Origin of the sequence: Streptomyces sp. WAC05374 (assembly GCF_004353505.1) — a bacterium.
Taxonomy (GTDB): Bacteria; Actinomycetota; Actinomycetes; order Streptomycetales; family Streptomycetaceae; genus Streptomyces.
Genome location: NZ_SMNQ01000020.1, coordinates 54,220 through 68,623, shown reverse-complemented (window position 1 = coordinate 68,623; position 14,404 = coordinate 54,220). Strand labels below are relative to the sequence as shown.

The 14,404-nt window shown below is 72.0% G+C and carries 14 protein-coding genes and 1 tRNA gene; 8 read left to right on the top strand and 7 right to left on the bottom strand.

What is annotated here, in order from left to right; all coding sequences use genetic code 11:
* Positions 1 to 97: 97 nt before the first annotated feature.
* A complete protein-coding gene (locus E2B92_RS33085; RefSeq protein ID WP_185923535.1) occupies positions 98 to 262 on the top strand; it encodes a hypothetical protein in 165 nt (54 codons plus the stop codon).
* 88 nt (positions 263 to 350) lie between these two features.
* Positions 351 to 1,220, top strand: a complete 870-nt coding sequence (locus E2B92_RS27720; RefSeq protein ID WP_126884232.1) for a GNAT family N-acetyltransferase — start codon at positions 351 to 353, stop codon at positions 1,218 to 1,220.
* Positions 1,221 to 1,403: 183 nt separating this feature from the next.
* Here the strand turns inward: E2B92_RS27720 and E2B92_RS27715 are convergent, their stop codons facing one another.
* From E2B92_RS27715 to E2B92_RS34185, 4 genes are all read right to left on the bottom strand, one after another.
* Complete coding sequence (locus E2B92_RS27715; protein WP_160159794.1) at positions 1,404 to 2,462, bottom strand: DUF4365 domain-containing protein; 1,059 nt, start codon at positions 2,460 to 2,462, stop codon at positions 1,404 to 1,406.
* Positions 2,463 to 2,706: 244 nt separating this feature from the next.
* Positions 2,707 to 2,794: transfer RNA gene (locus tag E2B92_RS27710), tRNA-Ser, on the bottom strand.
* 79 nt (positions 2,795 to 2,873) lie between these two features.
* Positions 2,874 to 3,098 (bottom strand): hypothetical protein, encoded by a 225-nt coding sequence (locus E2B92_RS27705; protein WP_126884234.1) that lies wholly within the window; start codon positions 3,096 to 3,098, stop codon positions 2,874 to 2,876.
* Positions 3,099 to 3,166: 68 nt separating this feature from the next.
* Positions 3,167 to 4,117, bottom strand: coding sequence for a S1C family serine protease (locus tag E2B92_RS34185; RefSeq protein ID WP_399431141.1), 951 nt, complete (start codon positions 4,115 to 4,117; stop codon positions 3,167 to 3,169).
* Between the two features lie 864 nt (positions 4,118 to 4,981).
* Here E2B92_RS34185 and E2B92_RS27695 point away from each other — a divergent pair.
* The 3 genes from E2B92_RS27695 to E2B92_RS27685 all read left to right on the top strand — a co-directional run bounded on the left by E2B92_RS27695 (position 4,982) and on the right by E2B92_RS27685 (position 7,548).
* Positions 4,982 to 5,782: a glycerophosphodiester phosphodiesterase gene (locus tag E2B92_RS27695; protein ID WP_126884235.1), complete on the top strand. Its 801-nt coding sequence runs from the start codon at positions 4,982 to 4,984 to the stop codon at positions 5,780 to 5,782.
* A gap of 53 nt (positions 5,783 to 5,835) precedes the next feature.
* Entirely contained in the window at positions 5,836 to 6,456 is a 621-nt protein-coding gene (locus tag E2B92_RS27690; protein WP_126884236.1) for an ATP-binding protein, read from the top strand.
* A gap of 123 nt (positions 6,457 to 6,579) precedes the next feature.
* Positions 6,580 to 7,548, top strand: a complete 969-nt coding sequence (locus E2B92_RS27685; RefSeq protein ID WP_126884237.1) for a DUF5926 family protein — start codon at positions 6,580 to 6,582, stop codon at positions 7,546 to 7,548.
* A gap of 233 nt (positions 7,549 to 7,781) precedes the next feature.
* Here E2B92_RS27685 and E2B92_RS27680 read toward each other — a convergent pair whose 3' ends face one another.
* Together E2B92_RS27680 and E2B92_RS27675 are read right to left on the bottom strand one after the other, a co-directional pair.
* Complete coding sequence (locus E2B92_RS27680) at positions 7,782 to 8,321, bottom strand: hypothetical protein (protein WP_126884238.1); 540 nt, start codon at positions 8,319 to 8,321, stop codon at positions 7,782 to 7,784.
* Positions 8,322 to 8,489: 168 nt separating this feature from the next.
* Positions 8,490 to 9,173 (bottom strand): bifunctional DNA primase/polymerase, encoded by a 684-nt coding sequence (locus E2B92_RS27675; protein WP_126884239.1) that lies wholly within the window; start codon positions 9,171 to 9,173, stop codon positions 8,490 to 8,492.
* A 545-nt stretch (positions 9,174 to 9,718) separates the two neighbouring features.
* Between E2B92_RS27675 and E2B92_RS27670 the strand changes: the two genes are divergently transcribed.
* Entirely contained in the window at positions 9,719 to 11,224 is a 1,506-nt protein-coding gene (locus E2B92_RS27670; protein WP_126884265.1) for a PP2C family protein-serine/threonine phosphatase, read from the top strand.
* A 111-nt stretch (positions 11,225 to 11,335) separates the two neighbouring features.
* Positions 11,336 to 12,799, top strand: a complete 1,464-nt coding sequence (locus tag E2B92_RS27665; RefSeq protein ID WP_126884240.1) for an aminopeptidase P family protein — start codon at positions 11,336 to 11,338, stop codon at positions 12,797 to 12,799.
* Positions 12,800 to 12,921: 122 nt separating this feature from the next.
* Here E2B92_RS27665 and E2B92_RS27660 read toward each other — a convergent pair whose 3' ends face one another.
* Positions 12,922 to 13,374, bottom strand: coding sequence for an ATP-binding protein (locus tag E2B92_RS27660; protein ID WP_126884241.1), 453 nt, complete (start codon positions 13,372 to 13,374; stop codon positions 12,922 to 12,924).
* A gap of 214 nt (positions 13,375 to 13,588) precedes the next feature.
* Between E2B92_RS27660 and E2B92_RS27655 the strand changes: the two genes are divergently transcribed.
* On the top strand, positions 13,589 to 14,365 hold the full coding sequence (locus E2B92_RS27655; protein ID WP_126884242.1) for a hypothetical protein: 777 nt from the start codon (positions 13,589 to 13,591) through the stop codon (positions 14,363 to 14,365).
* Positions 14,366 to 14,404: the final 39 nt, after the last annotated feature.

The window sequence follows — 14,404 nt, the reverse complement described above, 5'->3', positions numbered from 1 at the left end:
GCAGCCATGGGATGACCCACGCCTTCAGATACTTCGCGTCACCCATGCGGGACGCCGAGCCTGGGTCCATGATGGGTCGCAGTTCGGAGAACGCCTCATGACCCCGCCCGTACCGGTGAGCATCCTCCCCGGCCCGCCGGCCTCGGCCCGCCGTGCCGCCCCGCCCGTCGCGACCGCGTCGATCACCGCCGTCCAGGACCTCGACGTGATCGTGGAGAGCGCGGAGTGCTCCTGCGACGCCGGGGACGACAACCCCCACTGACCGAGACGGACCGGTCAGCTCCGTTCAGGCCCCGGCGTACTCGCGTCGGGGCCTGAGCCCTGGTTGGCTCACCATTAGGGTGCCGCCCATGTTCTTCCGCTGGGACTGGCTCCGGCCCCAACTGACCGCGCCGATCGTGCCGACTCTCGGCCCTGTCCACCCCGACGCCCTGACCGTCGGGATCTTTGAGGACGTCCTGCGAGCGGCCGACACCGGTGGCTTCCTGCCCTACGACAAGGACCGGCGCTGGGGCGGCGAGAAGAACGAGAAAGTCCTTCGCGAGGACGTGGTGCATCAGCCTGAGCGCACCCTCATCCCCACCCTGAACCGGCACGGACGCGGCACTGTGAAGGTCTTCGCCTACGGGTTCCCCGACGACGGCGTCGTGGCTGAGGCCGCCGCGCTGGCCGCGAAGCTCGCCGCCGCGCACGACGTGGTCAACGCCCGGGTCGTACGCCCCCTCGGCCCCGCGACCGCGCGCCCGCGCGGCACCCGCATCCAGATGAAGGACTTCACCACCGCCCCCTGCCCTGCCCCTGATGGTCCGGTCCGGCCCGTCGCTGCCTGGCCGACCGCTGTGCAGGACACCTTCGCCCCGTTCGCCGAGGCCATGGCGGGCGATGGCCTGGCCTTTCTCCACACGCAGATACAGGCCGGCCGGTGCGGCCCGGTCCTCGCCGCCGCCATCGAAGACCGCATCGTGGGCGCGATCGGCCCCATGGAAGTACGCCCCGACGCGATCGGCCGCCCCCAGCTCATGCCCCAGTACTTCGCCGTCCTGCCCAAGACTCGGGGCCAGGGCCTCGGGCGCGTCCTTTGGCGGGCCGCAATGCACTGGGGGCAATCCCAAGGCGCCGCCTACCAACTCCTCCAGACCGAGGTCGACGGCCCCTCCGACCGGCTGTGCCAGGCCGAAGGACTCACGTCCCTCGGCTTCACCCATACAGCTCCAGCGTAACTATGCAGGGCTCAATGGGATTCATCGAGGTGCCGGCCACGGACGTCTCCTGACCGCCAGCACCGCACCAACGGCACCTGTTCTCGTGCCTACGTGGACTTTTCCGGTCAAGTGCAGCGCTCTCAACAATGCGCCGTGGGCTACCCATGGACAGCGGCTGATTTCATACTCAGCAGCAACACGTCATCCTCCCTCAGGAACACCTTCAGGATAGGCCAGCCTAAGCCTCCGCCTTCTATCAATCTCCTGCCTCAAATAGAAGCCGGTCAGATACAGAAGCAAGAATTTTGCAACCACGGGCATCTGATGCACGAAGATCCACTCAAATATCGGATTCACCGACCATGCGGAAGTCTGATGGGCAAGGCCCACGTACCAGCCGGACCAGATCAGAGAAAACGCCCCCCACCGCAGAAATCTCGCCCGCCTCTTCTGCGGATCTTTCCCACTCACCATCAGGAGATATGCCAGAGTTCCGTAGTAGCAAACTAGCCACGCCCACCCGCTCCACAACCATGAGGCGTGACCATCACGTTCGACAGCCTTGAACAGACCGGGCGCCATCATGGCCAAGAGACCCACGATCACACCTACAGACAGCCACTTCACCAGGGCAGGGTGGAACCCGGGATGCCGCTCACGAAAGTCGACCGAGTCACTGGCCATCTCGTATGGAACGCCACCGACAGGCGTTCGATCCATATCATTGAATTGGCGATTCCTCAGCCGACTCATTTTGCGAGTGACACTTTGCAGAATTCCGAGCTCGATCGGCCTCACCCGATCATTCTTAGAAATAAAACTACGGATACGCAGCACCACGGCTTCCACCGTGTCGATATCCAGCATTGCCGTCTCGGCAACCGGAACGCTTTTCGGGCTCCTCCCCTGCTCCACCTCCTGGAGCAGAAATTCAGTAAGGTTGACCCAGAAGAGTTTCCGAAGATCCGGGTCGTACACAACGCCAATCACCGGAATCCTGCTCCGCGTCCAGTCCTGTACATGCCCTCGACATGAAATTCCGTAGCCGACAGACCTGCGGTACGCCGTGCCGCTCTTCACCTGAACCGCAACGATGTCGCCGGTCCTCTCCCCCTTCTGCGTAAAGCTCAGATAACAGTCCTCCCCGTAGTCGTTTCCCCCATCAATCTCTTGGACGATATGGCCAGCAGATTCCATAAGCGCGCGAAATTCATTCACTCCCGCACGCTCAATCTTCTTCGTGGGCAGCACCCTGGCCATCGCCATCCCCCTCCGCTGTCGACGTAGCGCCATTCATCGTAGGGACGGCGACTGACAGCAGCCGCGAGTCGGACAGGGCGTCATCATTGGCCCAGCGGGGGCAACAGGGGGCTGGTCGTGGTCCACGCCTGGTCCACACACGATGATCTACAGCGGCACAGGCGATCCAGGTTGAGCCAGGACCCATGCCGAAGGGGTGCCCCTCAAGCGGGGACACCCCTTCTGAACAGCACGTGCTGTGACCTGGCGGTGGGTGTGGGATTTGAACCCACGGTGACTCGCGCCACGACGGTTTTCAAGACCGTTCCCTTAGGCCGCTCGGGCAACCCACCCTCGCCCCGCGTCGCTTGGAGCGGGGCGGCTACAGCCTACCGGCTGGGGGAGGGTGGCGGTGGGTGTGGCCGGGGCGGATCAGGGGGGTGACTCGGCCCAGACCGCGGGGCCGCCGCCCTGCCAGTGGATGAGGTGGGTGGTGGCCACGTCGTCCGGGCCCAGTTCCAGGCCGGTGCCGCTGAGGAGGTCGACCAGGTCGGCGACGCTGTGGGCGAGGCCGAGGGGCCGGCCGGCGGCGTGCACGGTGCGGCCGCCCGACGGGCTGGGCGGGGAGACGGTCACCGGCGGCGGGTTGGCGGTCATGGACCCACTGTGGGCCCGTACCCGGCTCCGGGCACGCCGGGAGCCGGGTACGGGTGACGCCGTACGCGTCAGTCGCTGTCGCCCGTGCGCTCGCCCAGGACCACCTCGACCGTCGTGGACTTCCCGCCCCGCTCATAGGTGAGCGTCACCTTGTCGCCGGGCTTGTGCGTCCAGATCTGGCTGATCAGGGTCGGACCGCTGTCGATCGCCCGGTCGCCGAACTTGGTGATCACGTCACCCGGCTTCAGGCCCGCCTTGGCCGCGGGGCCGTTGGGGACGACCGCGGGGGTGCCGTTCTCGCCCTCCTCGGCGATACGGGCGCCCTCGCCCTCCTCGGTCATGTTCACCGTGGCACCGATCACCGCGTAGACCGGCCGGCCCGTCTTGATGAGCTGGTCGGCGACGCTCCTGGCCTGGTTGACCGGGATGGCGAAGCCGAGGCCGATGGAGCCCGCCTGGGACTGGCCGAGGCCGCCGCTGCCGGCCGACTGGATGGCCGAGTTGATGCCGATCACCGCGCCGCGCGCGTCCAGGAGCGGACCACCGGAGTTGCCGGGGTTGATCGAGGCGTCGGTCTGGAGGGCACTCATGTACGAGTTCCGCCCGGCGCCGCTGCCGTCGCCGGAGGCGACCGGGCGGTTCTTGGCGCTGATGATGCCGGTGGTGACGGTGTTGGACAGGCCGAACGGCGCGCCGATCGCGATCGTGGAGTCGCCGACCGCCACCCTGTCGGAGTCCCCCAGCGGGAGCGGGGCGAGACCGGACGGGGCGTTCTTGAGCTTGAGCACGGCGACGTCGTAGCCCTGGGCGCGGCCGATGACCTCGGCGTCGTACTTCTTGCCGTTGGAGAAGGTCGCGGAGAGGGTGCCGCCCTCCGCCGCGGAGGCGACCACGTGGTTGTTGGTGAGGATGTGGCCCTCCTTGTCGTACACGAAGCCGGTGCCCGTGCCGCCCTCGGCTGCCGAGCCGCCCGCCTTGGCCTCGATGGTGACGACGCTCGGCAGCGCCTTGTTCGCCACGGCGGCGATGGTGCCCGGCTCCCGCTTGAAGCCGGCCGGTGCCTCGCCCGCCGCGACGGTGGTCGAGCTGGTCGAGCCGTCGTTGCGCTCGGCCGCCCAGTAGCCGATGCCGCCGCCGACACCGCCCGCGATCAGCGCGGCGGCCAGGACGGCGGCGACCAGGCCCCCGCCGGAACGTTTGTGCGGCGGCCCGCCCGCCGCCGGCAGCGGCGCGCCCCAGGCGGGCCCGCCCGGCGGGGGCGGCCACCCGGCGGCGGGCGGCGCGGCGGGAGGCGCGGCAGGGGGAGCCGTGGGAAGGGGCGCCGTGGGCGGTCCGGCGGGCGCCGGGGGCGTCGCCCGGGGCGGCTCGGGTGCCGCGTGCCCCGCCGCCGGGGCGTGGTGCGCCGCCCCGCCGGAGTGCCCCGCCGCCGGGTCGTGGTGCGCCGCCCCGCCGGAGTGCCCCGCCGCCGGGTCGTGGTGCGCCGCCCCGCCGGAGTGCCCCGCCGCCGGGTCGTGGTGCGCCGCCGGGTCGTGGTGCGCCGCCCCGTCGGGGCGGGGCGGAGGGGGCGGACGGGACCGCGTTGCCCTCGTTCTCAGTGCTCACGGCTCGTTCTCCTCGGGTTCCACGTCGTTGCACGTCATCGGGGTCGTCCGGGTCGTCGGTGTCATCCGGTCGTCCGGGTCTTCACGGTCATCCGGTCGTCCGGGTCTTCGGGGCATCCGCGTCGTCATGGTCGTCGGGGTGGTCAGGGTCCTGGCAGTCAGCTTTTCCCACAGGCCGTCAGGCCACTGTAAGCCGGACCTGTGCGTCTTCGGGCCATCCTTTATTTCCGGCAAATCGGATGCCCGTCGATGAGGGCCGAACAGCGGTGGCACCATGTCGCGGTGACCCACGCACGGCAGCACACGATCCAGGTCGTCGCCCACCGAGGCGCCTCCGAGGACGCGCCCGAGCACACCCTGGCCGCGTACATGAAGGCGATCGAGGACGGCGCCGACGCCCTCGAATGCGATGTACGGCTCACCGCCGACGGCCACCTCGTCTGCGTCCACGACCGCCGCGTCAACCGCACCTCCAACGGGCGCGGCGCGGTGTCCACCCTGGAGCTCGCCGACCTCGCCCAGCTCGACTTCGGCGCCTGGAAGGACCCGGTGGAGAGCCCGGACTGGGGCGACCCCGAGTACACCTCCGTGCTGACCCTGGAACGGCTGCTGGCGCTCGTGGCGGACGCCGGACGCCGCATCGAGCTGGCCGTCGAGACCAAGCACCCCACCCGGTGGGCCGGCCAGGTCGAGGCGCGGCTGGTGGAGCTGCTGGACCGGTTCGGGCTGACCCGGCCGCGTACCGGCACCACCACCCCCGTACGGGTCATGAGCTTCTCCGCCCGCTCCCTGCACCGGGTCACCGCCGCGGCGCCCGCCGTGCCGACCGTGTACCTGATGCAGTTCGTCACCCCGCGCGTGCGCGACGGCCGGCTGCCCGCCGGGTCCGGGATCGCCGGGCCGTCCATCCGGATCGTCCGCAACAACCCCGGCTACGTCGCCCGCCTCCACCGGGCCGGTCACCGTGTCCATGTCTGGACGGTCGACGAACCGGCGGACGTCGAGCTGTGCGCCCGCCTCGGAGTGGAGGCGATCATCACCAACCGCCCCAAACAGGTCCTGTCCCAACTGGGCCGCCTTTAACACCCGTTACACCGAGTGCTCCGGCGCGTTCGGTCCGTGTTCGACCGTGTCGCGTGCGTCATCACACATGGATTGGCCGGTTTCCGGTCCAGGCCATTGGGGCATTCACACCGTGGCGTGGGGCAAAGGAGGTCTCGGGGGTGGCGTTCGTAATGGCACAGGAGGTGCCGACGTCGTCGAGCATGGCCGTACCCCATGGCCCTGCGGGCGTGGGTCGGGCGAGGCACCGCATGCGGGAGCAGCTCAGCCGCAGCGGTATGGCCGAATCGGTCGTCGACGATGCCGTACTGGTCCTTTCCGAACTGCTCAGCAATTCCTGCCGGCACGGCAGGCCGCTGGGCCGGGGCGTGGAGGTCGGCGACGGCGACGTCCGCGCCGCCTGGCGCGTCGACCGGCACGGCGCCCTGACCGTCGAGGTGACGGACGGCGGTGGTCCGACCCGACCGGTTCCCTCGACGCCTTCGGTCACCGCACGCGGCGGCCGGGGGCTGAACATCATCAGCGCGCTCGCCCAGGACTGGGGCGTGCGGGACGGCGCGTCCGGCGAGGTGACGGTCTGGGTGGTCCTCACGGGAGGCCACCGGCGCGACGACTTCGCTACGCGCGTCACGGCTCCCGGCTTCGACTTCCTGGACGTGTACGGGACGTACGACGCGTACGAGGACGTCGACTGACCCCGCCGGACGAGGTCCCGGGCCGGGCGGTACCCGCGCACGTGGCCCGTCCGGCGCCTCGAGGCGGCTAGGCTCGCGGCCGACACAGCAGTGCCGCACCGCCGTTACGGGAGAAGTCAGACCATGGGCAAGAAGCGTCCCCAGACCAAGGCCGGCAAGCCGCAGGCAACCGGAGAGGCCGTTCCGGTCGTCGGGGCCCGCGAGCCCTGCCCCTGCGGTTCGGGCCGCCGCTACAAGGCGTGCCACGGCCGGGCCGCCGCGCACGCGGTGACCGAGCTGGTCCAGCGGCCCTTCGAGGGGCTGCCCGGCGAGTGCGACTGGGTCGCGCTGCGCGAGCTGGTGCCCGCCGCGACGGCGCCGCTGCACCTCAAGGGCGGACTGCCCGAGGGCGTGCCCTCGGTGACGCTCGCGACCGTCCTGCCCATGGCGTGGCCCGCGCTGCGCCGCGACGACGGCTCCGTCCTGCTCGCCCTCCAGAACGACACCTCCTCCGGCGACCTCAGCCGGGACCTCGCGGACACCCTCCAGCGCGCACTGGCCGCCCAGCCGGGCACGCCGGTCGCCGCCCACCGGGTGCCGGCGGACGGGCCGCGCCTCCAGGACCTGCTGGACGCGGACGCCGGTTTCGAGCCGGTCGTCCACTCGGGCTTCGAGTTCTGGGTGCCGGACGCGGAGCAGAGCGCGTCGCCCGAGGTGGCCGCCTCCCTGGAGCGGGCCAACGCCGCCGCGATCCCGACCGTCAAGCTGTCCGGCGTGGACGCCGCGTACTGGTGCGAGACGCCCGAGAAGAACCACCTGCGCTGGGTCATGCCGCACCCGGAGGAGGAGCTGCTCGACGCGCTGGCGCGGCTGCACGCCGCCGGGGCGTCGTCGCTGGGCGAGGGGACCCGGCTGGTCGGCTCGTTCCGGGCGCACGGCCTGATGGTGCCGGTGTGGGACCTGCCGACCGGGATGGGCGCCAAGGAGTGCGAGCAGCCGGCGGCCGAGTTCGCCGAGCGGCTGGCGGGCGCGCTCGCCGCCGACGCGCCGCTGACGGCGGAGGAGCGCCGGGCCCGCGGCGGGCTCACCAACCGCCAGGTGACCCTGAGCTGATGAGGGCCGGGCCCGTTATCAGGAAGGGCCCGTGTTCCACATCCCGACCGGTCGGTGACTTCTGCCACAACAACAGGTACCCGACGGTAAATCGCTGTCCGAATAACTGAGATCGAATTTGCGTACAGCCGATCTCTTGTTACGGTGCTTGAAGCCCGGTCGCTGGTGCATCCCCCGTCGCCAGCGACCGGGCCCTTCATTTTCCGCGGAAGAGGATCTTCCGGCTCCGGCCCTCAACTGGCCGCCGGATCGGGCGAGTTGCTCCCCGATCGCAGCATCAGCGCGCTTTCCCCGCTCTCGGCGAACTCCGCCACCGCCATGTATTCCGCGAACGTCCCCCGTGACGGCTCCCGGGGCGTCTCGCACACCCCCGGCTCGTCGTCCGGCCGCACCTCGCAATGCGCTTGTACGGTCCGCCCGCCGGGGCCCATCAAAGTGAGTACGGCGCCCAGCCCTTTGCCCGTCGCATTGCGGTAGTAGGTACGCGCCCAGGTGTCGCGCTCCCCGGAATGCCCCTCACTCAGGACGCAGGTCTGCGCCTCCACCCCGTCCGGCGACACCACCTCCGGTCCGCAAGCGGCCCGGCTCGCCCCGTGGGAGCGGGCCGGCGCAGCCGCCGGGGCATCGATTCCGGCCAGAAGTGCGGAGGCCGCCACCGGCTTCCCGTCCGCGGCCGGCGCGGCGGGGCTCCCCGCCGGTCCGGCGGAGGCGGCGAGCGGCACCAGCGCGGCGGCCACCACGGCGGCCCCGAGCCCGATCACACGGAGATTCATGGGACCCACCTGCCAGCTCCGGGACGTCGCGACGGTGGGCCGACGATATCGGCGCGGGGCGGGCCTCCCGTGAGGCCCGCGCCCAATTCCCGTACAACTCGGCCCCGCTCACACCCGTACGAGTGACATACGGGTGGCAGCGGGGCCCGGAGCCGGCGGAGGGGGCGGTCAGTAGCGCAGGCGGCTGCCGCCGTCCGGCGCACTCGTGCTCGCCTCCACCAGCGCGTCCACGACCGCCTCCACGTCCGGCAGCCACGGCGACGCCGACCCGGCGAGGGGCTCGCGCTCCCAGCGGACCTGACCGGTCCCGGTGTCGGACGGAGGCAGCACCAGGTAGCCGCCCTGCCCGTGGAAGCGCAGGGAGCTGGGCACGCGGTCCTTGACGTACAGCAGCTCGCCGAGTTGTTCGAGGGTGTACGGGGCGACCAGCAGCGACCACCGGGTGGGTGTCGCGACGACCGGGCCGAGCCGTGTCTCCAGTCGGTCCAGGACGGCCATCGCCCGGGCCCCGGCGACCGCGGGCAGGCTCACCGCGCACGGCGCGCGGCCCCCGGTGGCGAGCAGGACCGGGGCGTCGGGGCGGTTGGTCCACCACCAGCGGACCATGCGCGCGTCGGTGGTGGCCGCGAGCAGGCCGGGGTCGAAGGGGTGTGCGCCGGGAACGACGCAGTCGGGGTCGGGACAGGCACAGCCGCGCTCCCGGTCGCCACGGCCCCCGGCGGGCCCGAGGCCCACGCCCGGGAGGACGGGCCAGTGCCACTCGGTGGCGCACAGGAGCGCCGCATCCAGGTGGGCAGGCCTCCTCTTGCGCCGGAACCGGAGCCTGCGTCGCCTTCCGAGGATCTCGCGCATGAGCGCTCGTTCCTTTCCGTTGAACGCCGAGGTCATCCACATCACAACAGGTGTGCGTCACTTCACTGTGCGTCCGGGCCGGCGCGTCACCGCCCCGTACGGTGCCGGCGTGGTGACCGGCCCCTTGGCCGCCCGCGGCGGGCGGCACCGCCCGGCACCGCCGAGCGTGCGCCGGGCCGCGGCCCGGGCCGGCTGTCCGTCCATTAAACGCGTGGCGAGGGGTGGCGCGCCCCTGGCGCGCACTGGCTGTCCCGCTGGTCCCGCTGTGCTCTTTCCCCGCCACTCGGGGATGGGGCGCGGCCTTCCGTGGTTGAGGACGCCACTGCTTCCCGTGGGGTTCCGGGCCCGTCCCAACTGCCCCTGGCCTACACCTTTTACGTACCCAGCCCGCTCGGAACGACGCCCCCGAGGGCCGCGTCGGCCGACGCCGTCTCCGGGAGGTGCCGCTTGTCGAACGGGGCTCAGTCGACCGCAAATCCTGCCCATGGGGGCCATTTTTGAGCCAAGTTACGGCTGCGGTAAATACCGCGCGCCCTCCCGTGACAATGCTGGACATCCCCTCACTTCTGCGTGTACATGTGGGTGCAGTGACAGCGGCGCAGATTGACATGGGGGTTTGCGATGCTATCCAGCGAAACGCACCCGTCGAAGAGCCGGCTGCCATGACCGCCCCTCACGTGCCGAAAGTGGCCGGATTCGATCCAACTGTTCCGGCGCCGACGCACACTGCGGCGCCCCTTCCGGACCTCCCGGCCCCTCCCGCCGGCCCCGGGGCGATGATCCAGGACAAGCTGGCGGGCTGGGTCTCCGACCTGACCACGCTGCACGAACTCACCGAACGCCTCACCCGTACGGGCACCCTCGACGACGCCCTCCACGAGCTGCTGCGCGCCGGCGCCGCGCTCGTCGGCGCCCGCCGCGGCATGGTCGTCCTCGAGCCCGCCGACGGCCTCGGCCCCGCCACCACCATCGGTCTGGGACTCGCCCACGCCGACCTCGGCACCATCGAGACGGTGCCGCGCAGCGCCACGTCCTACGGCCGCATCCTGGACGACGTCCCGGACGGCCCGCCGGCCGGCCGGACGTCCGGCCCCGTCGCCGTACCCGACCTGTTCGCCGACGAGGGCCTCGACCCCCGCCACCGGGAGGTCGCCGCCCGGCTCGGCTACGCCGCCAGCTACGCCGTGCCGCTCGCCACCGAGGCGGCCGGCCGGCTGGGTGCCGCCGTCTGGCTGTACGACGAGCCCGCCGAACCCGCCGAGGGGCGGCGCCACCTCGTGGGCCTCTACGGGCGGTACGCCTCCGAGCACCTGGCCCGGCTGCTGGAGCTGGAGCGGGGCCGCGCCAGGATGGCGACCATCGCCGAGGAGCTGCTGCCGAGCCGGCTGCCGCGCGTCGCGGGCGTCCAGCTCGCCGCCCGGCACCGCGCCGGGCCGCGGGGCGGCGGCGACTGGTACGACGCGCTGCCGCTGCCGGAGGGCGCGCTCGGCCTGGCGGTCGGTTCGGTCTCCGGGTCGGGGCCGAGCGCGCTCGCCGCGATGGGGCGGCTGCGGGCCTCCCTGCGGGCGTACGCCGTGATGGAGGGCGAGGACCCCGTCGCCGTCCTGTCCGACCTGGAGCTGCTGCTGCGGCTGACCGAACCGGCGCGGTCGGCCACCGCGCTCTTCGCGTACGCCGAACCGGCGCGCCGCAAGGTGGTGCTCGCCGGGGCCGGGCACACCCCGCCGCTGATCGTCGGCGAGCGGCGCACCGAGTACGTCGAGACGTCGCTGTCGGCACCCCTGGGGATGCTCGCCTGCTGGGAGGCGCCCAGCGTGGAGATCGCCCCCGAGCCGGGCGAGACGGTGCTCCTCTACACGGACGGGCTGCTGCGGCGCACCGGGGAGTCCACGGACCGGGCGTTCGCCAAGCTGCACGCGGCCGCGGCGACCGTGCCCGCGGCGGACCGGGCCGATCCGGGCGCGATCGCCGACCACGTCCTGCGGACGGTGCTGCCCGAGGGCGGCTCGGGGGACGAGGACGTGGTGGTGCTGGCCGCGCGCTTCGAGTGACGTAAGACCCTGGGTCGGCCGTCCGCACGACCGTACGATGGAGGGCGCCCCCGGCTCGGCCACCGCCGGGCCCGGGGCCGATCGAGTGTCGTACTAACAGGAGGCGGACCCGTGGCCGAAGAGCTCACGCCGGCGACCCCGGAAGAGTCGGAAGAGCCGATCAAGCAGCGGAAGAACGGCCTGTACCCGGGCGTGTCCGACGAGCTCGCGCAGAACATGAGGTCCGGCTGGGCCGACACCGAGCTGCACGGCCTGGAGCCCATCGCCCAGGCCGCCCACACCGCCGCCCGGCGCGCCGCGCTCTCCGCGCGCTTCCCCGGCGACCGGCTCGTCATCCCCTCGGGCAACCTGAAGGTCCGCGCCAACGACACGGAGTACGCCTTCCGGCCGTCGACCGAGTACGCGTACCTCACCGGCGACCACACCCACGACAGCGTGCTGGTGCTGGAGCCGCGGAAGGCCGGCGGCCACGACGCGACGATCTACCTGCTGCCCCGCTCCGACCGGGAGAACGGCGAGTTCTGGCTGGACGGCCAGGGCGAGCTGTGGGTGGGCCGCCGGCACTCCCTCACCGAGGCCGAGCGGCTCCTCGGCATCCCGGCCAAGGACGTGCGGGAGCTGGCGAAGCACCTGAGCGAGGCCACCGGCCCGGTGCGCACCGTGCGCGGGCACGACGCGGGCATCGAGGCGGCCCTGACCGACAAGGTCACCGCCGAGCGGGACGAGGAACTGCGGGTGTACCTCTCGGAGGCGCGCCTGGTGAAGGACGCGTTCGAGATCGCCGAGCTGGAGCGGGCGTGCGCGTCGACCGCCCGGGGCTTCGAGGACGTCGTCCGGGTCCTGGACAAGGCGGAGGCGACCAGCGAGCGGTACATCGAGGGAACGTTCTTCCTGCGGGCCCGCGTCGAGGGCAACGACATCGGCTACGGCTCCATCTGCGCCGCCGGTCCGCACGCCACGACGCTGCACTGGGTGCGCAACGACGGCCCGGTCCGCTCCGGTGAGCTGCTGCTGCTGGACGCGGGCGTGGAGACGACCGCCCTCTACACGGCCGACGTGACCCGGACGCTGCCGATCAACGGCCGCTTCACGGACCTCCAGCGCAAGATCTACGACGCCGTGTACGACGCCCAGGAGGCGGGTATCGCGGCGGTGCGGCCGGGCGCGCAGTTCCGCGACTTCCACGACGCGGCCCAGCGCGTGCTGGCCGAGCGGCTGGTCTCGTGGGGCCTGCTCGGGGACATGGACGTGGAGAAGGTCCTGGAGCTGGGCCTCCAGCGCCGCTGGACCCTGCACGGCACCGGTCACATGCTGGGCATGGACGTCCACGACTGCGCGGCCGCGCGGACCGAGGCGTACGTGGACGGCGTCCTGGAGCCGGGCATGTGCCTGACCGTCGAGCCGGGCCTGTACTTCCAGGCGGACGACCTGACGGTGCCGGAGGAGTACCGGGGCATCGGTGTGCGCATCGAGGACGACATCCTGGTCACCGAGGACGGCAACAGGAACCTTTCGGCCGCGCTGCCGCGCCGGTCGGACGAGGTCGAGGCGTGGATGGCCGGCCTGAAGGGCTGACCCTCGGGAACCTCACGCAAGGCCCCCCACCGGTGCGCCGGCGGGGGGCCTTCCGGCGTGGTGCGGCGCCCTTCGTCACCGGCGCCCCTGGGTGACCCGCGCCCGGCGTCACCGGCGCCGTGTCATGACGCCACGAGCGGGGCGCCCGTACGCCACTTGACGATCTTGTCGAAGCTCACCACCGCGCCGCCGCGTCCGGACCGGTTGCCGAAGTGGACGTGGTCGGCCAGCTCTTCGATGAGGCGCAGGCCCCGTCCGTGCTCGGCCTCCAGGGTGGTGCGGCACACCGCCGGGGCCGGTTCGGCGGGGAACCCGGGGCCCGAGTCGGCCACCTCGATACGGCACTTCTCGCCGTCCAGGTACGCCGTCACCCGGTACTCCGCCGAGACGTCCCCGGTGCCCGTCCGCCCGCCGTGCTCCACCGCGTTGGCGCACGCCTCGGTGAGGGCGAGCGACAGGTCGTAGGAGGTCTCCGGATCGACCCCCGCGGTCTCCATGGTGCCGAGGAGGAGGCGACGGGCGAGCGGAACGCTCGCAGCCTCGCGCCGCAAATGGAGAGACCACCAGATGCTCATGCTCCAGCCTCCTGGCTGCGGCTCGACATACCGATACGTATTGCCCCGCGTTGTCGGTCGTAAGCGCCGCGTTGACGCGACGGCCCCCGTTCGGCGGATATGCGTAGCCCGTACGCCGGTGTATGTCGGGTTCTGTCGGACTCCCCCGGCGAAACGGTGACCTTCCGGACCTGCCGCGTGGCGGGGAGGGCCGCAGTGCGATGATGGCCCGGCCATGTCTGCCCCTTCCGCTGGTCCACGGCTGCTGAGGGCCGCGGTGTTCACCGCGGTCTGCCTCGTGCTGTCCGGGCTGGGGCATGTACTCGCCGCCTGCGAGACCGTTCCCTGGTGGACGCTGGTCCTGGGCTTCCTCTGCGTCTTCGCGGTGACGGTGCCGTTCGCCGGTCGCGAACGGTCGCTCCCGGTGATCGCCACGGCCCTGGCCGGCGGCCAGCTCACGCTGCACGTGCTGTTCGGGCTCGGACAGCGGCAGCAGCTCACCATGGGTATCGGCGAGCGGGCGGACGACGCGTTGATCCGGATGGCCGCCAAACTGGTGTGCGGGGCGGGCGCCTCGTCGCTGAGCGTCCCGGACGCCCGGCGGATCGTCACGCGGGCCGGGCTGGACCCGGCCGCCGCCGTCCCGCACGCGGGGCACGCGGCGGAACCCGCCGCGCTGTGGCCCGGCCTGCCCATGGTCCTCGGACACCTGCTGGCCGCCCTGGCGACCGGGTGGCTGCTGCGGCGCGGCGACCTGGCGCTGCTGAAGCTGGGCCGCCTGTCGGCACACGGTGCCACCGAACTCGCCGAAGGGGCGCTGGTGCGCTCCCTGCGCGCCGCCCTCGTCCTCGTACGCGCCCTGGTGTCCGGGCTGCCCGCGCTGCCCGCGAGCGGGCCGCGTCCGCCGCGTACCGACGACGACACTCCTCCGCCCCCCGCGGCGGAGGCACTTCTCCACACGGTGATCAGGCGCGGCCCGCCGGCCGTATCGCTCTACGCCCTCGCAGCCTGACACGGCCCACTCGACGGGAGTGGTGCCGTGGTGCGCCCG

Bases quoted from the DNA above. Each gene is read 5' to 3' on its own strand.
- E2B92_RS33085 (WP_185923535.1), top strand. From the start codon at position 98: ATGACCCCGCCCGTACCGGTGAGCATCCTCCCCGGCCCGCCGGCCTCG.
- E2B92_RS27720 (WP_126884232.1), top strand. From the start codon at position 351: ATGTTCTTCCGCTGGGACTGGCTCCGGCCCCAACTGACCGCGCCGATC.
- E2B92_RS27715 (WP_160159794.1), bottom strand. From the start codon at position 2,462: ATGGCCAGGGTGCTGCCCACGAAGAAGATTGAGCGTGCGGGAGTGAAT.
- E2B92_RS27705 (WP_126884234.1), bottom strand. From the start codon at position 3,098: ATGACCGCCAACCCGCCGCCGGTGACCGTCTCCCCGCCCAGCCCGTCG.
- E2B92_RS27685 (WP_126884237.1), top strand. From the start codon at position 6,580: ATGGGCAAGAAGCGTCCCCAGACCAAGGCCGGCAAGCCGCAGGCAACC.
- E2B92_RS27680 (WP_126884238.1), bottom strand. From the start codon at position 8,321: ATGAATCTCCGTGTGATCGGGCTCGGGGCCGCCGTGGTGGCCGCCGCG.
- E2B92_RS27675 (WP_126884239.1), bottom strand. From the start codon at position 9,173: ATGCGCGAGATCCTCGGAAGGCGACGCAGGCTCCGGTTCCGGCGCAAG.
- E2B92_RS27670 (WP_126884265.1), top strand. From the start codon at position 9,719: ATGCTGGACATCCCCTCACTTCTGCGTGTACATGTGGGTGCAGTGACA.
- E2B92_RS27660 (WP_126884241.1), bottom strand. From the start codon at position 13,374: ATGAGCATCTGGTGGTCTCTCCATTTGCGGCGCGAGGCTGCGAGCGTT.
- E2B92_RS27655 (WP_126884242.1), top strand. From the start codon at position 13,589: ATGTCTGCCCCTTCCGCTGGTCCACGGCTGCTGAGGGCCGCGGTGTTC.